General features: G+C 70.2%; 19 protein-coding genes. 11 read left to right on the top strand and 8 right to left on the bottom strand.

Annotation, left to right across the window (positions count from 1 at the left end; translation table 11 throughout):
- Positions 1 to 4: 4 nt before the first annotated feature.
- Genes ACZ607_RS05250 through ACZ607_RS05235 form a run of 4 tightly spaced genes read right to left on the bottom strand, consistent with a single transcriptional unit; the run spans position 5 to position 2,502 of the window.
- Positions 5 to 595, bottom strand: a complete 591-nt coding sequence (locus tag ACZ607_RS05250) for a GTP-binding protein (RefSeq protein ID WP_469731947.1) — start codon at positions 593 to 595, stop codon at positions 5 to 7.
- A complete protein-coding gene (locus ACZ607_RS05245; protein ID WP_469731945.1) occupies positions 570 to 950 on the bottom strand; it encodes a DUF742 domain-containing protein in 381 nt (126 codons plus the stop codon). Before ACZ607_RS05245 ends, ACZ607_RS05250 begins: the two co-directional genes overlap by 26 nt.
- Positions 947 to 1,357: a roadblock/LC7 domain-containing protein gene (locus ACZ607_RS05240; RefSeq protein ID WP_406144633.1), complete on the bottom strand. Its 411-nt coding sequence runs from the start codon at positions 1,355 to 1,357 to the stop codon at positions 947 to 949. The genes ACZ607_RS05245 and ACZ607_RS05240 overlap by 4 nt, the downstream gene beginning before the upstream one ends.
- Positions 1,354 to 2,502 carry an ATP-binding protein gene (locus ACZ607_RS05235; RefSeq protein WP_469733388.1) on the bottom strand — a complete coding sequence of 383 codons (1,149 nt, stop codon included), beginning with the start codon at positions 2,500 to 2,502 and terminating at the stop codon, positions 1,354 to 1,356. Before ACZ607_RS05235 ends, ACZ607_RS05240 begins: the two co-directional genes overlap by 4 nt.
- Positions 2,503 to 3,229: 727 nt before the next feature.
- On the opposite strand from ACZ607_RS05235, the gene ACZ607_RS05230 reads away from it, so the two are divergent.
- Positions 3,230 to 4,831, top strand: a complete 1,602-nt coding sequence (locus tag ACZ607_RS05230; RefSeq protein ID WP_469731942.1) for a Na+/H+ antiporter — start codon at positions 3,230 to 3,232, stop codon at positions 4,829 to 4,831.
- 76 nt (positions 4,832 to 4,907) lie between these two features.
- Here the strand turns inward: ACZ607_RS05230 and exaC are convergent, their stop codons facing one another.
- Positions 4,908 to 6,431: an acetaldehyde dehydrogenase ExaC gene (gene exaC / locus ACZ607_RS05225; protein ID WP_469731940.1), complete on the bottom strand. Its 1,524-nt coding sequence runs from the start codon at positions 6,429 to 6,431 to the stop codon at positions 4,908 to 4,910.
- Between the two features lie 107 nt (positions 6,432 to 6,538).
- Positions 6,539 to 7,792 (bottom strand): GAF domain-containing protein, encoded by a 1,254-nt coding sequence (locus tag ACZ607_RS05220; RefSeq protein ID WP_469731938.1) that lies wholly within the window; start codon positions 7,790 to 7,792, stop codon positions 6,539 to 6,541.
- Between the two features lie 158 nt (positions 7,793 to 7,950).
- Here ACZ607_RS05220 and ACZ607_RS05215 point away from each other — a divergent pair, with 158 nt between their 5' ends.
- Together ACZ607_RS05215 and ACZ607_RS05210 are read left to right on the top strand one after the other, a co-directional pair.
- A complete protein-coding gene (locus ACZ607_RS05215; RefSeq protein ID WP_469731936.1) occupies positions 7,951 to 8,331 on the top strand; it encodes a hypothetical protein in 381 nt (126 codons plus the stop codon).
- A gap of 221 nt (positions 8,332 to 8,552) precedes the next feature.
- Positions 8,553 to 10,598, top strand: coding sequence for an FG-GAP-like repeat-containing protein (locus ACZ607_RS05210; protein WP_469731934.1), 2,046 nt, complete (start codon positions 8,553 to 8,555; stop codon positions 10,596 to 10,598).
- A gap of 86 nt (positions 10,599 to 10,684) precedes the next feature.
- Here the strand turns inward: ACZ607_RS05210 and ACZ607_RS05205 are convergent, their stop codons facing one another.
- Positions 10,685 to 11,596, bottom strand: coding sequence for a hypothetical protein (locus tag ACZ607_RS05205; RefSeq protein WP_469731933.1), 912 nt, complete (start codon positions 11,594 to 11,596; stop codon positions 10,685 to 10,687).
- 162 nt (positions 11,597 to 11,758) lie between these two features.
- Here ACZ607_RS05205 and ACZ607_RS05200 point away from each other — a divergent pair, with 162 nt between their 5' ends.
- Positions 11,759 to 12,403 (top strand): proteophosphoglycan 5, encoded by a 645-nt coding sequence (locus ACZ607_RS05200; protein ID WP_469731931.1) that lies wholly within the window; start codon positions 11,759 to 11,761, stop codon positions 12,401 to 12,403.
- 148 nt (positions 12,404 to 12,551) lie between these two features.
- Here the strand turns inward: ACZ607_RS05200 and ACZ607_RS05195 are convergent, their stop codons facing one another.
- On the bottom strand, positions 12,552 to 14,501 hold the full coding sequence (locus ACZ607_RS05195) for a family 43 glycosylhydrolase (protein WP_469731929.1): 1,950 nt from the start codon (positions 14,499 to 14,501) through the stop codon (positions 12,552 to 12,554).
- A 394-nt stretch (positions 14,502 to 14,895) separates the two neighbouring features.
- On the opposite strand from ACZ607_RS05195, the gene ACZ607_RS05190 reads away from it, so the two are divergent.
- From ACZ607_RS05190 to ACZ607_RS05160, 7 genes are all read left to right on the top strand, one after another.
- Positions 14,896 to 16,209 (top strand): cytochrome P450, encoded by a 1,314-nt coding sequence (locus ACZ607_RS05190; RefSeq protein WP_469731927.1) that lies wholly within the window; start codon positions 14,896 to 14,898, stop codon positions 16,207 to 16,209.
- A gap of 32 nt (positions 16,210 to 16,241) precedes the next feature.
- Positions 16,242 to 17,429 (top strand): cytochrome P450 family protein, encoded by a 1,188-nt coding sequence (locus ACZ607_RS05185; RefSeq protein ID WP_469733386.1) that lies wholly within the window; start codon positions 16,242 to 16,244, stop codon positions 17,427 to 17,429.
- A gap of 219 nt (positions 17,430 to 17,648) precedes the next feature.
- On the top strand, positions 17,649 to 18,569 hold the full coding sequence (locus ACZ607_RS05180; protein WP_469733385.1) for an arabinan endo-1,5-alpha-L-arabinosidase: 921 nt from the start codon (positions 17,649 to 17,651) through the stop codon (positions 18,567 to 18,569).
- Between the two features lie 171 nt (positions 18,570 to 18,740).
- On the top strand, positions 18,741 to 19,757 hold the full coding sequence (locus tag ACZ607_RS05175; protein WP_469731925.1) for a winged helix-turn-helix domain-containing protein: 1,017 nt from the start codon (positions 18,741 to 18,743) through the stop codon (positions 19,755 to 19,757).
- Positions 19,758 to 19,870: 113 nt separating this feature from the next.
- A complete protein-coding gene (locus ACZ607_RS05170; protein ID WP_469731923.1) occupies positions 19,871 to 20,245 on the top strand; it encodes a hypothetical protein in 375 nt (124 codons plus the stop codon).
- A gap of 32 nt (positions 20,246 to 20,277) precedes the next feature.
- Positions 20,278 to 20,610 carry an SH3 domain-containing protein gene (locus ACZ607_RS05165; RefSeq protein ID WP_469731921.1) on the top strand — a complete coding sequence of 111 codons (333 nt, stop codon included), beginning with the start codon at positions 20,278 to 20,280 and terminating at the stop codon, positions 20,608 to 20,610.
- A gap of 170 nt (positions 20,611 to 20,780) precedes the next feature.
- Entirely contained in the window at positions 20,781 to 21,869 is a 1,089-nt protein-coding gene (locus tag ACZ607_RS05160; protein ID WP_469731919.1) for a pectinesterase family protein, read from the top strand.
- The last annotated feature ends 172 nt before the right edge of the window (positions 21,870 to 22,041 follow it).

The raw sequence follows: 22,041 nt of genomic DNA, 5'->3' as shown, positions 1-22,041 counted from the left end.
GCTCCTAGTTGAGGCGTGACTGGAGGTAACGGACGAGCGTGATCAGCGCGTTCGCGGAGGAACGCTGATCGCGAGCGTCGCAGTTGACGAGCGGTGTCTCGGGCAGCAGGTCGAGTGCCTCCCGGATCTCCTCGTCCGCGTGATCGGGGCGGTCGCCGAAGCGGTTCACGGCGATGGCGTACGGGATCCCGTAGTGCTCGACCAGGTCCATCACGGGGAAGGACTCGTCGAGGCGCTCCGGGTCCACCAGTACCAGTGCCCCGAGCGCACCGCGTGAGATGTCCTCCCAGACCTGCACGAACCGCTGCTGCCCCGGCGTCCCGAAGAGGTAGAGCACCAGCTCCTCGCTGAGCGTGAGCCGGCCGAAGTCCATCGCGACCGTGGTCGTGGTCTTGCCGGTCGTGCCCTTGAGGTCGTCGATCCCCTCGCCCGCCCGGGTCATGACCTCTTCGGTGCGCAGCGGCGGAATCTCGGACATCGTTCCGATGAACGTGGTCTTGCCCACGGCGAAGTGCCCGACCACCAGGATCTTCGCTGCGGTCTGCACCGATTCCCGGAGATAGACACCGTCATCCAAATCGGGCTTGAAGGCCATGCAGCACCTGCTCCAGTATGTTCCGGTCGACGAGCTTCGCGGTGGGGATCGGGGCCCGCGTGACGAGGTACCCGCCCTGGGTGAGATCGGACAGCAGGATCTTGACGACGCCGACGGGGAACTGCGTGTGCCCGGCGATCTCCGCCACCGACAGGTGTCCCCCGGAGCACAGCTCCAGAAGACGCCGCTTCTCCGGGTCGAGATGCTCCACGGCCGGTGAGTCCTGAGCGGCCGTCACCAGAGTGATCAGCGAGAGGGTGTCGTCGTCCAGCAGACTGCGGCCGTTGGTGATGACATAGGCCGGGACTAAGGGGGTGGGGGGCTGTTCCTGTTCGGGATCGTCCGGTGTCGTCATGCCTTGGTGTCGGCAATCTCGCGAGGGGGCGTGGACAGGGCCTTGCCGAGCTGTCCGACGAGCTGCTGCATGCGGAACGTGATCTCGGCCATGTCGACGTCGGGCGTCGCGGAAACCGCGAGATAGGCGCCCTCGCCGGCGGAGATGAGGAAGACCCAGCCGTGGTCGAACTCGACCAGGGTCTGGCGCCACTGACGGTGCCGGCTCTCCGGTGTGCCGCAGAAGTCGACCACCGTCCGGCTCAGCGACTGGATTCCACTCATGGCGGCGGCGACGGTGTCGGCCTGGTCCTTGCCGACGCCCTTCGAACGCGCCATGAGAAGACCGTCGGCGGACACGAGAAGGGCGTGCTGCGCCTCGGGCACTTCCAGGGCACTGTCAAGCATCCATGACAGGTCGTAATTCACTGAGTCTCAGGCCCTTCGCTGCTTGCGTTGGTGGAACGGCGACCGGACTGTGTTCCGCGCTGGAACGCGCCCATGACGGAAGCGGTCTGTTCGCTGGAACGAGCCGGCACTTCCGTCGAGTCGACGGCCGGCACGATGGATATCGCGCCTCTGCGCCGGCGTTTGGGCAGACCTCCTGGGGTGGTCGAGGCGACCACCGGGGCCTCCTCGGGCGGCATGGAGGGGGGTACGGCCACCGTGGGGGACTCCTTGGGCTCGGGCTCCGGCCCGGGCTCGGGCGCCTGGATGGTGGTGAGGAGATCCTCCGGGAGCAGTACGACCGCTCGGACGCCGCCGTAGGGGGAGGTCGAGTCCACGGAGACGGTGAAGCCGTACCTGGCGGCGAGGACGCCGATCACGGTGAACCCGAACTGGGGCGGGTTTCCCAGCCCCGAGACACCGGGGGAGCGCTCGCTCGAAAGGAGCTTCGCGGCCCGTTCCTTCTCCTCCTCGTTCATGCCGACACCGGCGTCGTCGACGATGATGCAGACGCCCTTGGGTACGGGGCGGATGTTGATCTCGATCGTCGTTTCCGGCGCGGAGTAACTCGTCGCGTTGTCCAGCAGCTCGGCCAGGGTCAGCGCGACCGGTTCGACGGCGCGGCTGGCGATCGCGAAGTTCGTCTGGGCCCGGATCTCCACACGGGTGAAGTAGCGGATGCGCCCCTTCGCGCTCCTGACCACGTCATAGAGCGATGCGGCGGCGCGCTGCCTGCCGAGCCAGCCGTCGCAGAGCACGGCGATGGACTGCGCGCGCCGGGCGAACTGCGAGTTCATGTGGTCGATATCGAGGAGGTCCTGGAGAATCTGGAGTTCCCCGTACTTCTCCTGCAGCTTCGTGATCGCCAACTGCTGTTCGCCGGCGAGGCCCTGAAGCGTACGCATGGCCGCCTTCAGCGCGGTCTTCGTCGCTTCCTCGGCCCGGTCCTTGGCCTCTTCGACGGCCTCGGTGTAGTGATTCTCGAGATTCGCGTAGTGAGTGTTCAGATCCTCTTTCTCTCTGCGTAGCTCGGATATCTTCTTCCTGCCGCGCGATATCACGACGACTGCGACAAGAATTCCAGCGATCAGAACCCAAAAGGCTGGATCCTGGAGGTATTGCGTCATAAGGCTCTCTTCGGGCGACTGGGCCACCGGATACTGAATGTCTGGCGGGCGAGGTCGAGTACGTCCCCGGTCACTGGTGTCCCGCACCCACGGATATGTGGGGTCGGTCGCACATGCTCGCCTGGCCCGACAGTTTTGAAGGGCTTGACTGATGGCATAGGTCTCCCCCGGGGGTGGCGGATTCTGGGCCGATGCGCTGACTTTCCAGTGATGCCATAGCGGGTTCCTTGGCGCTTGGCAAGCTCGGTGATCGTATCACCACGGGGGGATCGGATCGTGAGTGGATCTGTTGCTTTTCGGTCACCTGACGGATATTCAGCATCGTGCTGATTTGCGTTATTTGGTGAGCGTTGCGGGCCGCCGGGATACGATGTGATGCCCCGTCATTTCCACTTTTTCGGACGAATCATCCCCTGGGATCATGTCCCTGGGGCATCTGCCAGAGGCATGTTCGTGGAGGAACATGTTGGCCCTGTGCGGATGTTGCGACCTCCAGCAGTCGGGCCTGGCCGGGGCGAGCCGCATCCGGATGAGCGCGGCGGCGCCCGACGGCCGCTGGAACACCGGCACGGTCGTGGAGAGGGCGCTCGCGGGTGCCGTCGTGTCCTGCGTCGATGCCGTGGACCGGACAGTGACACTGGCCCGATGGAATTCCGGCAGTCGCCGGCATCCGCTCACCGCCCGCCCAGGGCCGCTGCCGTCGTTCGTCAAGGGAGAGAAGTAGCACGTGCTCGGACTCGAACTCGTCGTCACTCTTGGCCTGGCGCTGCTGCTCGGGCACACGGCGGCTCAACGCCTGCGGATCGCCCCGCCGATTCTCCTGCTCGCCCTCGGGCTGGTTCTCGGGTTCGTCCCCGCTCTACGGGATGCTTCTCTTCCGCCCGAAGTGGTACTGCTGATCTTCTTGCCCGTGCTTCTGTACTGGGAGAGCCTGACGACATCCTTGCGGGAGATCCGCCACAACCTGCGGCCGATCGTCCTGATGAGCACGGCCTTGGTCGTGCTCACCGCTGCGGGCGTCGCCGCCACCGCCCACGCCCTCGGCATGGGCTGGGGACCTGCCTGGGTGCTCGGCGCGGCGGTCGCACCGACCGACGCGACCGCCGTGGCAGCGATGGCTCGCATGCTGCCGCGTCGCGCGGTGACCATCCTCCGTGCCGAAAGCCTGGTCAACGACGGCACTGCCCTGGTCGTCTACGGACTGGCCGTGGGTATCACCGTCGGCGAGGAACACCTCGGTCCCGCCCACGTCGCCTGGCTGACGCTGCTTTCCTACGGTGGCGGCGCCCTCGTCGGAGTCGTAGTGGCCTGGCTCGGCGGCAGGTTGCGCCAGCACCTGGCCGACCCCCTGCTGGAGAACACCGCCATCCTCACCGTCCCCTTCACCGCCTACCTCGGTGCCGAGGCCATCCAGGCCTCCGGCGTCCTGGCGGTCGTGGTGTGCGGGCTGATCATGAGCCAGACCGGGCCCCGGGTCGGACAGGCCGCAGGCCGTCGGCAGACCACCGCGTTCTGGTCGCTGGCCACCTTCCTGATCAACGGCTCCCTGTTCGTCCTGGTCGGCCTGGAGAGCCTGTCAGCGGCTCGGGAGCTGACCGGCGGCGACCTGGCCGCAGCCAGCGTCGCCGTCGTGATCGTGACCGGGGTGGTCATCGCCGTCCGCTTCGCGTTCCTGTTCACCTCTCCCTATCTCATCCGTGTGCTCGACCGCCGCCCTCAGCAGCGGGAGCGACGCGTGGGCGCCCGTCCCCGCGTCGTCAACGCGGTCACCGGATTCCGCGGCGCGATCTCCCTCGCCCTGGCCCTGTCCGTCCCTGCCACCCTCAAGTCCGGCGACCCGTTCCCCGACCGCGACATCATCGTCTTCGTCGCCTCCGGTGTCATCCTCCTCACCCTTGTCCTCCAAGGCACCGCCCTGCCGGGCGTCGTGCGCTGGGCCCGGCTCCCCGCCGACACCCTCGTGGCCGACGAACTCCACCTCGCCCGGACCCGCGCCTCCGAGCAGGCGCTTGCGGCGCTTCCGGACCTTGCTGCGGAACTGAACGCCGACCAGGATGTCTTCGACCGCGTACGCCGCGAATTCGAGAAGCACCTCGCTCTCGTCCGAGCCCATGCCGACACCGACGCCGATGACGGCTCACCGACCGATCCCGCGCTGCGGCACGCCCAGCAGTACACGGCACTGCGGCTCGCCGTCATCGCCCACAAGCGCAGCACCATGATCGAACTACGTGACGAACTCCGCATCGACGACACCGTCCTGCGCCAGATGCAAGCCTCCCTGGACATCGAGGAAGTCCGCCTCCGCCGCATCGAAGAAGCCGAATGACCCCACGCCGGACGGCGGTGCACCCACACCGGCCCTGGCGGGGCTGCCTCAGGCCAGGCGCCCGTCACCGGGCCGGCTAGAAGAAGCCCAGCTTCTTCGGGCTGTAGGACACCAGGAGGTTCTTCGTCTGCTGGTAGTGCTCCAGCATCATCCTGTGGTTCTCCCGCCCGATGCCCGACTGCTTGTACCCTCCGAAAGCGGCGTGGGCCGGATACGCGTGGTAGCAGTTCGTCCAGACCCTGCCCGCCTTGATGGCCCGGCCCGCCCGGTAGGCGGTGTTGGTGTCCCGGGTCCACACGCCCGCCCCGAGCCCGTACAGCGTGTCGTTCGCCGTCCTGATGCCTTCGTCGAAGTCCGAGAACGACGTCACCGCGACCACGGGCCCGAAGATCTCCTCCTGGAAGACCCGCATGCGGTTGTCCCCCTCGAAGATCGTCGGCTGAACGTAGTAACCGCCCTCCAGCGCGCCCCCGTGCTCCACGAGCTGACCACCCGTCAGGATCTTCGCGCCCTCCTGCTGCCCGATCTCCAGGTACGACAGGATCTTCTTCAGCTGCTCGGCGGAGGCCTGCGCGCCGATCATCGTGTCGGTGTCCAACGGGTGGCCCGGCACGATCTGCTCGGTACGGGCGATGCCCGCTTCGAGGAACTCGCCGTAGTGCCCGCGCTGGATCAGCGCCCGCGACGGACAGGTGCACACCTCGCCCTGGTTGAGGGCGAACATGGTGAACCCCTCGAGCGCCTTGTCCCGGAAGTCGTCGTCCTTCGCCCATACGTCGTCGAAGAACAGGTTCGGCGACTTGCCGCCCAGCTCCAGGGTGACGGGCTTCAGGTTCTCCGAGGCGTACTGCATGATCAGGCGCCCCGTCGTGGTCTCGCCGGTGAAGGCGATCTTGGCGACCCGCGGACTGGACGCGAGCGGCTTGCCGGCCTCCGCGCCGAAGCCGTTGAGGATGTTGACCACGCCCGGGGGAAGCAGATCCGCGACCAGGCTCATCCACACATGGATGGACGCCGGGGTCTGCTCCGCCGGTTTGAGGACCACCGCGTTCCCGGCTGCCAGCGCGGGCGCGAGCTTCCACACGGCCATCAGGATGGGGAAGTTCCACGGGATGATCTGGGCCACCACACCCAGCGGCTCGTGGAAGTGGTACGCGACGGTGTCGTCGTCGATCTCGCTGAGCGAGCCCTCCTGGGCGCGCAGCGCACCCGCGAAGTACCGGAAGTGGTCGATGGCCAGCGGGATGTCGGCGGCCAGTGTCTCGCGTACCGGCTTGCCGTTCTCCCAGCTCTCGGCGACCGCAAGCTCCTCCAGATGCGCTTCCATGCGGTCGGCGATCCGGTTGAGGACGTTCGCCCGGTCGCCCGCGGAGACGGCACCCCAGGCGGGGGCCGCCGCGTGCGCGGCGTCCAGTGCGCGCTCCACGTCGTCCTCGGTGCCACGGGCGATCTCCGTGAAGGGGCGGCCGTTGACGGGGCTGGGGTTCTCGAAGTACTGACCACGGGCCGGCGGGACGTAGGCGCCGCCGATCCAGTGGTCGTAACGGGACTCGTACGAGACGATGGCACCCTCGGTGCCGGGTTCCGCGTAACGGGTCATCTCTGTGGCCTCCCGGATCCGTGCCGCCCGCCGTTGGACGGCCCTCGGCGTGAGGCTAGGGAGCGCGACGTTGCAACGCCGTTGCACCGCCCGCCCCGTGAGCGGCCCTACGAGCGCTGCTCCTCGTCGAGCGCCCGGGCCCTGGCCAGGAGCGCCGCACGCCGCTCCGGTGGTGCCGCCCCGGCGAGCGCCTGCCAGACCGGGAGGTCGTCCCCGCCCCACGGGCTGTACGCCCAGTCGGCGAGCAGCCCCGGGTCGCCCCGGGCGATCAGCGCGGCACGCAGCTGCCCGGCGATCCGGTCCCGCAGCCGGACGACGGCCGGAGCCTGCGAACGCGGCAGCAGGGGGCCCGCGTACGCGCCGAGCGCCGCCGCCACCGCCCCGGACTCCAGCCTGCGTGCCACGGTGTCGAAGTCGGCGTCCACCGGCAGGCCCAGCCGGTACGGACGCGAGCGCAGGAGCTCCGGTCCCAGGAGCCGCCGCAGCCGGGCGAGTTCGGCCCGGATCGTCACCGGTGGGACGGACTCGTCCTCGTACAGCTCGATCAGCAGCTCGTCACCGCCGAGCCCCTCCGGATGGAGTGCCAGCGTCACCAGGATCTCGCTGTGGCGTCTGCTGAGCCGGATCCTGCGCCCGCCCGCGACCAGGAGCGCCTCGTCACGGCCGAGCGCGGACAGCTGTGCCGAGCCGGTGGCGGACGGCGGCGCGACGAGCGCCAGCTGGGACTCGGCGGCACGCGCCACCGCCTGTACGAACGCCAGGCTGTGCGGATGCGCCAGCCCGTCGCCGCCGGTGATGTCGACGGCGCCGAGCAGCCGGCCCGTGTGCGGGTCGTGCAGCGGGGCGGCCGCGCAGGTCCACTGCTGGACCGGCCGGAGGAAGTGCTCGGCGCCGAACACCTGGACCGGGCGGTCCACCGCGAGCGCCGTACCGGGTGCGTTGGTGCCGGCCTCCGACTCCGCCCAGCGGGCCCCCTCCACGAAGTTCATCCGCTCCGCGCGCCGACGGGCCCGCGCATGCCCCTCGACCCAGAGCAGCCTGCCGTGCGCGTCGCACACGGCGAGCAGATGCTCGCCGTCCACCGCGTAGGCACTCATGAGTTCGCGGATCATCGGCATGACCCGGGCCAGGGGATGCGCCTCCCGGTACGGTCCGACCTCTGCCGCGCCGAGCTCGACCAGCGCCGCGCCGTCCGGACTGACCCGCGCCCGGGCGGACCGACGCCACGACTGGCCCACGACGGACCGCACCGGCGTCTCCAGCCGGCCGTCGGAGGTGAACACCTCATGGGCCCGCCGCAGTTCACCGAGCCGGGCACCGGGGTTCGCGTCGGCGGCCAGAGCCACCCAGGGATCCGTCAACTCGCCCTCCCGTCCACGGCGGCATGCCACCCCATCGTCGGCGCAACGGCCGCCCGCGACAACCCGTCCGGAGGCGCGCACCGTCCCCGTTCCCAGCGCTTCGGCCGGCTGAACCGTGCCGGGCGGCTCTGTCGTACCCCCTCGGTACGCTCGGGCTTATGAGCGTCTCTCTCTACTACGGCGCGCACCGGGCGGTGCCACTGACGGATGCCGAGAGGGCAGCCGTCGAGCGCATCGCCGCTGCCCACGGGGAAGCCTTCCCGTACGAGGACGAGGAGGGTCTCCACCTGTACGACGGCGATGGCAGCCGTCCGGACGAGCTGGTCGCCGGCTCCACCAAGATGCCCTTCGACCCCGGCCGGGTGCTGGCGGTCCTCGACCATGTACTGGCCTCCGTGAGCGAGTTGCGCCGTGCCCTGCCGGAAGCGGAATGGCGCGTACACATGGACGACCTCGACGTCCCGTGGGACGGGACCGAGGGGTACGCCTTCCCCGGCATGCGGGCCCCGGACCTCGCGGCCGAGCTGGACAGCCTCTGAGGCCCGCCGTCGCGGATCGGCCTCGTGCGGGCTGTTCACGCGGACGCGCCGGTGATCTAATCGTCGGCGGCTTTGCCGGGTCGAGGGGGGACCCCCGGCGGCCGAGGGGGTGACGTCTCTTCGGGCGGCGGAGCGAAGCGTGTCCGTGGAACGCGGGCGCGTTCTCGTCCAGTGACAACGCAGCAGTGACAGTGAAGTGAACGTGGGGGATGAACAGTCGGATGAAGAGACGTTTGGGGATAATAGGCACCGCTGCCGTGTGCGCCCTGCTCGGTCTGCAGGCGGGCACCGGCAGTGCGAGTGCGGTCGCGGGTGGGGAGGCCGAAACGGCGGCCGCTGTCGCGGCCACCGCTGATGCCGCCGGTGGACCGGCAGGCTTTCCGTACGTCAGCTCCACCGCCCGGCCCGACGACGGGACGCGGGCAGCCACCGTGCGGGCGGCCGGCAAGGGGCCCCGCCACGACTACAACGGCGACGGCCGCAGTGACATGGTCGCCTGGTACGACTACAGCAAGGGCGAGGACCGCATGCGGGCCTTCCTGGCCGGCACGGACGGCGGCTTCGCCGCACCCAACAGGGCCTGGGAGTCGGCCGCCGGCAATTTCTGGGCCGAGCACATGAAGCGTGTCACCGGTGACTTCAACGGGGACGGGATCGGTGACGTCGCCGCCTTCTACGGCTACGACGACGGACGCGTCTCCCTCCTCACCTGGCTCGGCACGGGCAGCGGCACCTTCGCCGCCCACTTCGCCTCCTGGGCCGTGGCCCCCGGGAACTGGACCTTCGACGCGATCACCGCCGAAGCCGGTGACTTCAACGGTGACGGCCGCGACGACATCGCCGCCTGGTACGACTACCGCAACGGCGACGACAAGCTCTTCACGTTCCTGGCCGATGCCAAGGGCGGTTTCGGTACCCCCTCCGCGTCCTTCGCGCGCACCGCCGCCGACGGATGGGAGGTCGCCCGCATGAAGTTCGCCACCGGCGACTTCGACGGGGACGGCCGCGACGACATCGGGGTCCTGGACAGCTACACCGCCGGCACCGTGCGGCTGATGGCCTTCACTGCCAGGTCCGACGGCGGGTTCGGCGAGCCCGTACGCGGCTGGGAGTCCACCGGCTGGCAGTTCGGCCGGGTCGACGTGCACTCCGGTGACTTCGACGGTGACGGCCGTGACGAGTTCGCCGCCTGGTACGACTACGCCGACGGGCACGACGCCCTCATCGGCTTCGACCTCGACGCGGACGGCCGGTTCGGCAACCGGCGCGAGCTCCTGACCGCCGTACCGGGGTGGTACGAGCGGTCCCAGATGCGCATCGTCACCGGCGACTACAACGGTGACGGCCGCGACGACCTCGCCACCTTCTACGGATACAGCGACACACGGGCGAAGGCCATCACCTTCGTCGCCAAGGCCGACGGCACCCTCGGCGACGCCCTGCACAGCTGGTCGGAGCCCACGGGCTGGACCCTCGACCGGGTCCACATGGTCGAGCGCTACAGCAGCCCGCCGCCGCTGCCCGTCTGCCCCGTGGTCTACGGGCACGGCGGCTACCCGACCGCGGAGAACGCCTGGGAGCGGGACCAGGTGCGGCAGCCGAACCACCCGAAGGGCCTCGCGCAGCACAAGAGCTGGGGAGCGGGCGGCGTGGAGGCCGACCTCCAGCTCACCAAGAACGGCACCAAGGGGGTGATGTGGCACAACAGCACCACCAGGGGACTCACGGGCCCCAAGGCCGACGTCAACGACATCTGGTGGGCCACCGGCGCCGACCAGCTCAAGGGCCGCACGATCGTTCACGGCCCGTACACCGGTGAGACCGTCTACACCTTCCGCGAATGGCTCGCCAGCGCCAAAAGCCAGAACATGGCGGCCTTCGTGGAGCTCAAGGGCGAGGCCGGAAAGTCCCTGCTCAGCGCCGACGCGTCCATCCGTGAGACCGCCTGGAAAGAGGTCATCGACCCCATCGCCGAGCGGGCCTCCACGCAGAAGATCATGATCTATACGGGCGCCAAGAACACCGACCTGAAGGCCGAACTCATCAAGCGCATCGAGGCGGCCGGTCTCGGAGCCACGCTCACGAACTACCCGCGCTGGGTCGACTCGGCGGCGGTCGGCTGGGAGGAGCCCCCTCCCGCGGCCTCCGGCCAGTACGCCACATGGCAGGAGAAGCTGGACCAGTTCGCCACCCCCGTCTCCTCGCAGGCGATGGTCACGACCTGGCCCAAGGAACTGAAGTCCTGGCTGAGCGGAAAGTGCCTCTGACGCTCGTACGCCACCCGGAGTGAGCGAGCGCGGGGGACACGGCGGAGTCGCCGTGTCCCCCGCGCCACCGGGCGTGGTGCGCGCCGCTACTCCGCCGCCGTCATCCACAGCTCCAGGTCCGAGATGACCAGCCGCCCCGGCCGCTGGGAAGCGCTGTCAGGGACCACGGCCCGCACCAGCGGCTGGTCCCCCTTCTCCACGGTCACCTTCGTGCCGTCGAACTTCGGCGCCTTCTCGTCGACGACCTCGAGCAGTTTGCTCTCCAGGCTCTTCGCGGCGGCGTCGTCCTCGACCACGAAGCAGAGGATCTCGGTGTTCTCGGCCTTGGAGTCCGCCTGCTGGCCCAGAGCCGCCAGGCGCACCGGGTCGGAGGAGGACGAGGGCGGGTTGAAGTCCGCGCGGTAGACGTCCCCCAGGCACTCGGCCGCCCGCCGGAACTCCTTGTCGTCGGCGAGGGAGGAGCCCTTCTCCGGGTCGACAGCGGCCATGGGATCGGAGTCCCGCGTGGAGTACGAGATCGCGTCGTCCGAGACGTCGAGCGACGCCCCCGTGCCACCGGAGTGCGCCCAGACCTTCCGGCCGTCCTTCTCGCTCTGCGTATAGCCGGCGGACTTCAGCGACTCGGCGACCGCCGCCGCATCGAACGAACCCGTCCAGTGCCCCGCCTCCGGGGTGTCGACCGCGGTGTCGATCTGGGCCACCTCGAACTGCTGCCCGAGGAGACCGGGCTCGTGCGGACTCAGCAGCGCACTGGCCGGCTCCGAGACGGGCGCGAACCGCTTGGCGTCATCCTTGCTCAACTCCCTCACCCGGGAGACGTCGAGGAAGGTCACCTGCTTCGTCCCGCTGTCGTCGTCGAGGCTTCCGAGCGCGGTGAGCAGCTTGGAGCCGTCCTCGCCGTCGGAGGAACCGGAGGACGAGCAACCGGTGACCGAGGCGAGCAGGACAGTGAGGAGAGCGGTGGCGCCGGCGGCGGGCCCGCGTGCTGTTATGCGCATGATCAGGCAGCGTATACCGGTGCCCGGCGAGGGTACACGGGGAGCGAAAAGGGCCTGCGGCCGGTGGTCAGGCGGGCCGGGATCCCGTCCACGCGGCGCGGAGTCCCGCAGAAGGCGCGGTCGCACCGACCGAGCCGCGACGACCCGCGAAGGAGTCCGACCATGGCCCTGGTGCAGCTCGACCTACCCGACCCGATGACGTGGCGAGGACGCTGGGCGGCCCTCGCCGCCGTGCAGGCGGCGTCAGGGCACGGTGAGCGGTGCCGGGCGCTCCCGCCCCTGTGGCACTACGACGACGGGCACGGCAGCTGGGCCGACCTGCACCGTCTCGACCAGGGCCGTGCGGTGTTGCTCGGGCAGGACCGCAACGAGTCGGAGACCTTCTACGCCGAGGCGTCCGACTTCTTCGAGGAGAAGGAGACCGACCTGCTGGCCGGTGCGCCCGCGTGGTGGGAGCCGCCCGTCCGCCGGGTCCGGGACGCGGACGAGGAGCTCTACCTCGGCTTCGTGTACGGCTTCGACGGCCACACCTGGCACCGCGCCGACTACGCACTCGACGACGGGTTCACGAGTCTCGGGCTGCCCGTGCTCACCACGGCCCTGACCCGGGGGAAGATCCTCGCCACCGTCCAGCGGATGCCGGACGCCGAGGGAGGCCGGCCCCCCTTCGAGGCGATCGACGCACTGATCGCCGCCGACGGCGAGGTCGACGCCGCTCTGGTGGCCGCCGTCGTCCCCACCACCGGCTGGGACGCGGACGCCGGGGCCGCGGCGGCCCGCGCCTTCCTCGCGGACGACGCGGCGTAGAGCCCCGGCAGGCCGCGGCCCGGGCCGGTGCCGTGGGGGCCTCGGGCGCTCAAGGGCAGGAACCGGCAGTGGGGCGATGCCGGGCATTCCCTCGGCCGGCGGTCCGGCCGGGCCCCCGGGGGAGGCCCGGCCGGACCGCGTCACCGTCTCACCACTCCCTGAAGGTGGCCCCCGGCCGCTCCCCGGGGGTGACGCGCTCGGCGTACAACAGCGCGTCCCGGTGGCGCAGATAGCGGCCCGGCGAGCGGAACGACTCGAACGAGGTCAGGGACCGGTCCGAGAGCCCGGGCACCTTCCGCCAGGTCGCGTCCGCGCGGAACCCCGCGTCGTCGGTGCGCTCCTCGCTCCACACCTCTCCGTCCCGCTGCCGCAGGAAACGGCCGGGGAAGTTGACCGACTCCAGTGACACGGCCGACGGGTCCGCGAGGCCGGGGACGACCTTCCACTGCATGTCGGCGTACGGCGTGACGTCGGGATCGACCCGGCCACGGCTCCAGGCGTGCCGGATGAACCGGTTCGGGGCGTCGGCCGCCTCGAAGCTGAACACATCGGAGCGGATCGCGACGTCGTCGAAGCCCGCCAGTGGCTTGCCCACCGCCGTCCCGCCGGGCTCCGGCGCCGGCCGGACGGCGTGGACGCCGTTGGAGCCGGAGGTGTACGTCGAGTCCGTCGCACTGATCCTCGGCTTCGCCATGTCGTCGACGTACACCTTGAGAGACGGCCCGACCGCCTCGATCCGTACCCGGTGGGTCCTGCCGGCCGCGCCCGCGAGCCGCGCGGTCGCGAGCGGTGTCCGTCCGTCGCCGGACGCCTTGCCGAGGACGAGGCCCTTCGCGGTGAGAGCGGCGTAGTACCCCTGGAAGCCCTCCGTGCCGGCCTCCGGCGGGGTGGCGCGGAAGACGAGGCCCGCTGCACCCCGTCCGTCCCGCAGGGTCACGTCCGCCTCGTACACCAGGTCCGAGAACGCGGTGTCCTGGAGGGCCAGGCCGCCGGAGGGCGAGGTGACCGAGTAGGCGCCGTGCGCCGTCGCCCAGTCGCCGCCGTACGTGCGCCACCCGACGGCGTTGCCGTCCTCGAAGTTGTCCTGGACCTTCATGGTGACCGGCCGGATCGTGCCGTCCTCGTCGAAGTACATCCGGTCGTAGGCCAGGGCCCGGTGGTTGCCGTCGGTCTCGCTCAGAGGGCGCCGGTGGTACACGATGTACCAGACGTCCGTGCCCGGCACGTTGACCACCGAGTTGTGCCCGGAGCCCCGGGCGACGGCCGGGTCCTGGGCCAGCACCCTGTCGATCTTCTCGAACGGGCCGGTGGGGGAGTCCGACATCGCGTACGACACCGAGTAGTCCGGGCCGGTCCAGCCGCCTTCGGACCACATCATGTAGTAGGTGCCGCCGCGCTTGAACATGAAGGAGCCCTCGGTGTAGTTCTCCGGGGTGATCTCCTTGTGGACCGAACCGTCGGGGAAGGTCCCGAGGCTGGTCATGTCCGGGTTCAGCTTGACGACGTTAGCGTGGCCCCACCCGCCGTAGTACATGTACGCCTGGCCGTCGTCGTCGATGAAGACGTCCTGGTCGATCGGCTGGGCGCCGTTGTGGAACCGGTCGATGAGCGGAGCGCCGATGGCGTCCTTGTACGGGCCCTCGGGACGGTCGGCGACGGCGACGCCGATCCCGCCGACCTCGGAGTCGCTCTGGATGTCGTTGGCGGCGAAGTAGAGGTAGTACTTGCCGTCGCGGTACACGGGCGCGGGCGCCCAGAGCGCGTACTTCGCCCACGGGACATCGGCGATGTCCAGCACCTTGGGGTGCTTGGTCCAGTGCACCATGTCCGTCGAGGAGAACGCGTCCATGAAGGTCTGTTCGCCGTAACTCCGGGACGTGGTCGGGTAGATCCAGAAGCGGTCGCCGTAGACCGCCACATCCGGGTCCGCGTACCACCCCTCGACCAGCGGGTTCCCCGCCTCGGCCGTGCTGTGGACCGGCGGGGCGGCTGTCCGGACGGGGCCCTGCTGCCCGGCTCCCGCGGGGGAGGGCGCGAAGCCGAGCAGCAGGGCGGTGGAGGCCAGGACGACCGAGAGCGTGCGGATGATGCGCGCCATGAAGTGGGGGCCTTTCTCCTGATCGACAACGTTGTCGGGCGACGAGACGGGCGACGAGACGGGCGGCGGGCAAAGGCGGCCGGGCGAGCCGGGCGAAAACGGGTCGGGCGAGGCGAGGTGCAGCCGCGTGCCACCGGGGGTTCACCGCAGTGCGTTACTACGTTGGAAATTCGGCGACGTGCAGCATCAGAGCATGGGTGAAGGGGCCTGTCCACAGTGCTTCCACGCCATTTCGGCACCCACGCCGGCCGGGCCGCTGCTCCGTCCGCCGACGGCCCGGACGCGGAGGCCGGCGACCGGAACGCTGCCCAAAGCTTCACGCAACCTCCCTATAGTGGGGGCGCGTTGATCGTATGGCCGCAACGCGCGAAGCCGTCTCCCAGGAGCCCGTACGATGACGAACCCCTCCATGCCCCCTTCCGCGCACCCCTCCTTAACCGCGGCGCCCGCACCCCGCGGCGGCTGCCCCGCGCATGCCGCCGACACCCCCGTGCCGCTCAGCGGTCCCGCGTTCCACACCGAGCCGCAGGCCCTGTACCGGACCATGCGCCACTCCTACGGGCCCGTCGTCCCCGTCGAACTCCCCGGCGGATTCCCGGCCTGGCTGGTCGTCGGGTACCGCGAGCTCCATCAGGTCACCAGCGACGGGGAGTTGTTCCCGAGGGACGTCGGGCTGTGGAACCAGTGGGAGCACATCCCCGAGGACTGGCCGCTCCTGCCCATGGTCGGGCGGCCCATGCCCTCCATCTACTTCACCGCGGGCGCCGAACACCGGCGCCACTCCCAGCTGGTGGTGCCCGCGCTGGAGGCCGCGGACCCGTTCGAGATCCGGGAGCACTGCGAGCAGCTCGCCGACCGGCTCGTCGACGGCATCGGCCCACGGGGCACCGCCGACCTCGTCGCCGACTTCGCCGAGCCCCTCCCCGTGCTCGTCCTCGCCCGTCTCGTCGGCTTCCCCGACGCGGAGGGCGCCGACATCGCCCGGGTCCTGAAGGACCTGGCCGACGGCGGGCCGGGAGCCCAGGAGGCCTACGGCCGTTTCGGCGCGCACATGCGGCGGCTGGTGGCGGCGAAGCGGACCGCGCCCGGCGACGACGTCACCTCCCGGATGCTCGCCGACCCGGAGCCCTTCACGGACGAGGAGTACGCCCTCGACCTGATGGCGATCACCGCGGCCGGGCACCTCACCACCGCCGACTGGATCAGCAACTCCCTGCGGCTGATGCTCACAGAGGACCAGTTCGCCGACTCGCTCGCCGGGGGGCGGCGCAGTGTCGGTGACGCGATGAACGAGGTCCTCTGGGAGGAGAGCCCGACCCAGATACTCGCCGGCCGCTGGGCGGCCCGCGACACACGGCTCGGCGGCCGGACCATCCACGCCGGGGACATGCTCCTCCTCGGCCTGGGCGCCGCCAACACCGACCCGCTGATACGCCAGGAAGCGGTCTCCGGCGGTGCGGGGCACCACGCGGCCAACGGATCCCACCTGGCGTTCAGCCACGGGGAGTACCGCTGCCCCTTCCCCGCCCAGGAGATCGCGGAGACCATCGCCCGTACGGCGATCGAGGTCATCCTCGACCGGCTCCCCGACCTCGAACTCGCCGTCCCCGCCGAGGAGCTCGTCAGGCGGCCGTCCGCCTTCCTCCGCGGCATGAACGCGCTCCCCGTCCGGTTCGCTCCCGTACACACGACTGGAGACCTGCTGTGAACTGCCCGTACGCGACCGTGGTGATCGACCCCATGGTCCAGGACCTCGACGGCGAGACCAGGACGCTTCGGGACTCCGCCCCGCTCGCCCGCATCGAGCTCCTCGGTGTCCCCGCCTGGACCGTCACCCGGCACGCCGAAGCACGTCAACTCCTCGTCGACACGCGCCTGGTGAAGGACCTCGATGCCTGGAGGCTCTGGCAGACCGGCGAGGTCACCCACGCCTGGCCCCTGATCGGCATGATCGACGCCGGGCGCTCCATGTTCACCGTGGACGGCGAACAGCACCGCCGGCTGCGGACGAAGACCTCCCAGGCGCTCACCCCCCGCCGGCTGGAGGCGATCCGCCCCGACATCGAGAAGTTCACCGAGGAACTGCTGGACGCCCTCACCGCACAGGGCGAGGACGGGGTCGTCGATCTCAAGGCCGTGTTCGCCCAGCCCCTCCCGATGAAGGTCGTCGGGCTGCTGATGGGCGTCGACGAGGCGCTGCACCCGATGCTCACCCGGCAGTACAAGGCCTTCTTCTCGATGCTCACCCCGCAGGAGGACCGGCTGGCCCTGCTGGCCGAACTCGACGTCTTCTACGCCGAACTGGTACGGGAGAAGACCGCCCACCCCACCGACGACCTCACCAGCGCCCTGATCCTCGCCGAGGAGGGCGGGGAACCGCTCACCGAGGAGGAGGTCGTCGGCAACCTGAAGGCGATGGTCGCCGCCGGGCACGAGACCACGATCGGACTCATCCTCAACGCGGTCCGCGCTCTGCTGGCCCACCCCGACCAGCTGCGCAAGGTGCTGGACGGGCAGATCCCGTGGGAGACGGTGATCGAGGAGACGCTGCGCTGGGACACGCCCACCACCCACCTGCTGATGCGGTTCGCCACCGAGGACATCCAGGTCGGCGACCAGGTGATAGCCAAGGGGGAGGGCGTGGTGATCTCCTACCGGGCCATCGGCCGCGACCTCACCCAGCACGGGGACGACGCCGACGCCTTCGACATCACCCGGCCCACCCCCATCCGCCACATGACCTTCGGCCACGGACCCCACATCTGCCCCGGCGCCGCACTGTCCCGGGTCGAGGCCGGCATCGCGCTCCCCGCACTCTTCGGACGCTTCCCGGACCTGAAGCTCGCGACCGCCGACGGCGATCTCCGCAAGCTCCCGGTCATGACCCAGAACGACCTGGAGTCGTTCCCGGTGCGGCTCCACGGCTGACCCCGGGCCCCGGCCCGGGGAAGGGGAGGGCCTTCGGACCGTTCAGGCGCCCGGAGCGGGCCGATCCGGTCCGGACGCCCTCCCTTTCGTGCTGCGGCAACCGATGTGCGGGCGGCGGCGACTGGGAGGTGCAGCGCTTCAGTCCGATCCTTCCGGAGGAGGAAGTCCGTGAGCCGCAGTTCGCTGAGAGCCCTCGCCGTACTCCCCGCCGCGTTCCTGATGGCACTCGTGCCGGGCAGCGCGTCCGCGTACCCCAACCCGGGCGTCGTCAACGGCGACGTCGTCGTCCACGACCCCAGCATGATCCGCAGCTCGTCCGGCCAGTACCTGCTCTACTCCACCGGTGAGGGCCTCCAGCTCCGCACCTCCACCGACCGCACCGCCTTCGGGCGCTCGGGCAACGCCTTCACCACCAAGCCGAGCTGGTGGAAGAACTACTCCTCGGCGTCCGACCCCTGGGCCCCCGACATCTCGTACCGGGGCGGCAAGTACCTGATGTACTACGCCGTCTCGTCCTTCGGCTCCAACACGTCGGCCATCGGCCTGGCGGCCTCCACCACCGGGCAGGCCGGCAGCTGGAGCGACTACGGGATCGTCTACACCTCGAACGCGTCGAGCGACTACAACGCCATCGACCCGAACCTGTTCGTGGACGACGACGGGACGTGGTGGCTGTCCTTCGGCTCCTGGTGGACGGGGATCAAGATGATCCGGATCGACCCGTCGACGGGCAAGCAGTACGCCGGGGACACCGCCCGCCGCTCGCTCGCCTCACGGCCCACCGGGACCAAGGCCGTGGAGGCGCCCTCCCTCGTGAAGCGCAACGGCTACTACTACCTCTTCGCGTCGTACGACACCTGCTGTGCCGGCACCGGTTCGACGTACAAGATCAAGGTGGGCAGGGCTACCACCGTCACCGGGCCGTTCAAGGACCGCAACGGTGTCAGCATGCTCGACAACGGCGGTACGGCTGTCATGGAGTCGCACGGGCGTTACGTCGGACCCGGCGGACAGTCGATCCTGGCGGACTCCGACGGCGACCTGCTCGTCTACCACTACTACGACGGCCAGGACAACGGGACTCCCAAGCTCGGCGTCAACCTGCTGGACTGGAGCAGCGGGTGGCCCGTCGCCTACTGACCCGGGCGGGTGCCCTGTCGCTGCCGCCCGCCGCCCGCTGACGGGCTCGCGCGGGCGGTGGGTGACGGCGAGGCTCAGCGGCAGGGACGTGGCTCGAACGGCGGTCGTGCCGCAGGACCGCCGCTGGGATACTGCCGTGCGGGAGCGAGTACGGCGGGGACGGGGCGGGCTGTGGCGAAACGCATCCATTTCACGGCGGAGGATCTGGCGCGGACCCGGGTGGTCGCGACGATCGGTGTGGCGGCCGAGACGATGGACAGCGTGAGACGGCTGCGGGCGCGGGACGGTGGTCTGGCCTTTCGGTCCTGGCGGGCGTCCGTGGGCGCGCATTTCGACGAACGGCTCGGCGCACAGGCGCGGCCCCTGCTCGCGTTGATGCCCGCACGGGGGCCGCAGGTCGATGTGGCGAGCCTGGCGGGGCACGCCACCAGTATCGACGAGGCGGTGGAGGCCCTTCTGGCGGCCCCGCGATCCCTCATGCGCGTCGAGCTGGAGTACATCGACGTCCATCCGGACCACCGCTCGTGGGCCAGGGCCCTGGCCGACGGCGACCGTGAGGCCGGACTCCAGCTGGCCGGTGCGCTGAGGGCCTGCCACCGGGCGACCGTCGAGCCCTACCAGCAGCAGGTGTGGTCACATCTGGCGGCTGCCAGGGCCGCCTACGTGCGCACCATGGCGGAGGGCGGTGTCGAGCGGCTGCTCGCGACGCTGTGCCATCCCCTGGTGCGGTGGCGGCCGCCCGTGCTCGAAGTGCGTCACCCCCGCAGCGCGGACATCCATCTGCGCGGGCGCGGGATCGTCATCGCGCCGACGGTGTTCTCGTCGCAGCGGGCGGAAGTGCTCCAGGACCTCCTGGACATGGACCGGGCGCCCGTGCTGGCGCTGCCCACCATCGACGGCGCGACGGAGGGACCGGCGCTCCTGGGCGTCGACGCGGCCACCGGCAGCTCGCTGGAGGACCTGCTGGGACGTACCAGGGCCTCCGTGCTCACCGCCGCGGCGGACGGCTGCACCACCACAGGGCTGGCGCGCCGCCTGAACATCTCGCCGGCGTCGGCGAGCCGGCACGCGAGCGTGCTGCGCCGGGCCAACCTGATCACCACCCGACGGGACGGCAAGGCGGTGCTGCACATGATCACGCACCTGGGTGCCGAGCTGCTGGCCTCCGCCGTCCGCCCTCTGAGCTGACGGAACGTCAAGCTGCGGGCGGGCGTGACGTTTCGGGCTGGGTCGAAAGGATTGCCGCTGCCGGACGACCGTGACGATCGTTGTCCCCGTCCGACACATCCTGGAGGGATGACATGAGGAAACGGGGAATTCTGGGTGCCGTGACGGTCGCGGCCGCCCTGGTCGCGGTCGGTATGCCGACGGCGCACGCGGATGGCCACGGCTCCGGTGATTACGGGGTCTGGGCGAACAACGTCAACGTCCGGGACAACGCACCGGGAAGCACCGGGTGCGGCATCCGCCCGAGCGTGACCGCCTGTCCGAGCGTGCAGACCCAGGTCGGTGCGGGGGACGTCGTCAGCGTGATCTGCCAGCAGCCGGGCCAGACCGTGGGCGGCAACCCCTACTGGGTGCTGGTGGGAACGTCCGACCACCACATGGGCTTCATGGCGAGCTACTACCTCAAGAACAAGACCAACTGGATCGACGGGCTGGCTCTCTGCCAGTGAGCGCCGTGCCGCACCCCATCGGAGGAATCACCATGCACCGCAGGTCCGTCGCGGCCGCACTCGCCGCCGCGATCGTCGTGCTCACGCCGGGGGCCGCCGCCGTGGCCGCCCCCGCCGAGCCGTCGTACACCGTCGTGCCGTACACGAACGTCAACGTCCGCAAGCTGCCGACCTCGGAGAGCGCCTACCTCGCCACCCTGACGGCCGGCCGGTCGTACCAGGCCTACTGCTGGACGCACGGCCAGACCGTCACCGACAACGGATACACCAACGACATCTGGATCGGGTTCGCCGACGGATACAGCAGCGCGGTCTACTTCAAGGGCGACCAGTACGCCGGCCTTCCCGCGTCCGCCGAGTGCTGAGACCCCTCTGCCGGCCCTGCGACGGTCACCGCTGACGCGGGTGCGACGCCGTCGGAGGGCCGGCCTCCCGTTCCTTGCCGGGGGTCGTGGCGGACCCCGGCAACCTTCGGGGCCGGCGGTGGCGACTGGTGGGCGGAACCCCACCTCTTCCCCGACGAACGGATCAGGCCATGGCAGCGATGCGACGACGACCCACCGCTCTCCGCCCCGGGGCGCGCAGGGCGGTGACGGCGGGGGCGGCAGCGCTCCTCGCCGGCGCCCCGGCCTGGGTCCCCGGGACGGCGTACGGCGCCGAGTCGGCGACCACCCTCACCGTCGCCAAGGACGGCAGCGGGCAGTACACCACCGTGCAGGCCGCGGTCGACGCGATCCCCGCGGGCAACACCGCGCGGGTCGTCGTGTCCATAGCGCCGGGCACCTACCGGGGGACGGTGAAGATCCCGGCCGGCAAGCAGAACGTCACCCTTCAGGGCAGTGGCTCCAGCCGCAAGAACACCGTCATCGTCCACGACAACGCCTCCGGTACGCAGAAGCCCGACGGCTCCGGTACGTACGGGACGAGCGGCAGCGCGACCGTCGCGGCCGAGGCCGACGGCTTCCAGGCCCGTAACCTCACGATCTCCAACGACTTCGACGAGGCCGCCCACCAGGACATGAGCGCGCGCCAGGCCGTGGCCCTGCGCACCGCCGCCGACAAGGTGTTCCTCGACTCCGTGATCGTCACCGGGGACCAGGACACCCTGCTGCTCGACACCGCGTCCAAGGCGGCACTCGGCCGCGTCTACATGAGGAACTCGTACGTCGTCGGCAACGTCGACTTCATCTTCGGGCGCGCCACCGCGGTGATCGACGCCTCCGTCATCACCCTGAAGAAGCGGTGGGACGGCAGCTCGGCGGGTTACATCGCCGCGCCCAGCACCGCCGCCGACCGCAAGGGCTTCCTGATCACCGGCTCGACGGTCAACGGCGACGTGTCGGCGTCGTCCTTCTACCTGGGGCGGCCGTGGCACGCCGGCGGGGACGCCTCGCTCGACCCGATGGCGACCTTCCGCGACACGGCGCTCAGCTCCGCGATCAGGTCGGCGCCGTGGACGGACATGAGCGGGTTCTCCTGGAAGGACGACCGCTTCGCCGAATACAGGAACACCGGGCCCGGCTCCGGAGCCGCGAGCAGCGACCGGCCGCAGCTCACCGACGCCCAGGCCGCGGACCAGGAGATCTCCGACTGGCTGGCGGGCTGGACACCTTCGGCGTCCTGAGTCACGGTGTGCGGCAGGGAGCCGCAGCCGGGGGCTGGATCGAAGCGCTTCGACTCCACTCTGGACAGTCCCTGTGAGCGAGTCTAGGCTCCTCGGTGTCTGTGCATGTCAGAGTGCGAAGGGGAGCACAGCAAAGCGTTGTCGAAGCGCTTCACCAGCTCTCCCCTCCGGT

The organism is Streptomyces sp. NPDC104381 (assembly GCF_055583745.1).
Note: the sequence above shows the minus strand (reverse complement) of the source record. Positions and strands in the feature narration are given on the sequence as shown.

What these genes read in the sequence shown, in the direction of transcription:
- ACZ607_RS05245 (WP_469731945.1), bottom strand. Translation starts at nt 950, where the DNA reads ATGACGACACCGGACGATCCCGAACAGGAACAGCCCCCCACCCCCTTA.
- ACZ607_RS05190 (WP_469731927.1), top strand. Translation starts at nt 14,896, where the DNA reads ATGACGAACCCCTCCATGCCCCCTTCCGCGCACCCCTCCTTAACCGCG.
- ACZ607_RS05185 (WP_469733386.1), top strand. Translation starts at nt 16,242, where the DNA reads ATGGTCCAGGACCTCGACGGCGAGACCAGGACGCTTCGGGACTCCGCC.
- ACZ607_RS05235 (WP_469733388.1), bottom strand. Translation starts at nt 2,502, where the DNA reads ATGACGCAATACCTCCAGGATCCAGCCTTTTGGGTTCTGATCGCTGGA.
- ACZ607_RS05210 (WP_469731934.1), top strand. Translation starts at nt 8,553, where the DNA reads ATGAAGAGACGTTTGGGGATAATAGGCACCGCTGCCGTGTGCGCCCTG.
- ACZ607_RS05170 (WP_469731923.1), top strand. Translation starts at nt 19,871, where the DNA reads ATGAGGAAACGGGGAATTCTGGGTGCCGTGACGGTCGCGGCCGCCCTG.
- ACZ607_RS05205 (WP_469731933.1), bottom strand. Translation starts at nt 11,596, where the DNA reads ATGCGCATAACAGCACGCGGGCCCGCCGCCGGCGCCACCGCTCTCCTC.
- ACZ607_RS05180 (WP_469733385.1), top strand. Translation starts at nt 17,649, where the DNA reads ATGGCACTCGTGCCGGGCAGCGCGTCCGCGTACCCCAACCCGGGCGTC.
- ACZ607_RS05200 (WP_469731931.1), top strand. Translation starts at nt 11,759, where the DNA reads ATGGCCCTGGTGCAGCTCGACCTACCCGACCCGATGACGTGGCGAGGA.
- ACZ607_RS05165 (WP_469731921.1), top strand. Translation starts at nt 20,278, where the DNA reads ATGCACCGCAGGTCCGTCGCGGCCGCACTCGCCGCCGCGATCGTCGTG.
- ACZ607_RS05215 (WP_469731936.1), top strand. Translation starts at nt 7,951, where the DNA reads ATGAGCGTCTCTCTCTACTACGGCGCGCACCGGGCGGTGCCACTGACG.
- ACZ607_RS05160 (WP_469731919.1), top strand. Translation starts at nt 20,781, where the DNA reads ATGGCAGCGATGCGACGACGACCCACCGCTCTCCGCCCCGGGGCGCGC.
- exaC (WP_469731940.1), bottom strand. Translation starts at nt 6,431, where the DNA reads ATGACCCGTTACGCGGAACCCGGCACCGAGGGTGCCATCGTCTCGTAC.
- ACZ607_RS05195 (WP_469731929.1), bottom strand. Translation starts at nt 14,501, where the DNA reads ATGGCGCGCATCATCCGCACGCTCTCGGTCGTCCTGGCCTCCACCGCC.
- ACZ607_RS05250 (WP_469731947.1), bottom strand. Translation starts at nt 595, where the DNA reads ATGGCCTTCAAGCCCGATTTGGATGACGGTGTCTATCTCCGGGAATCG.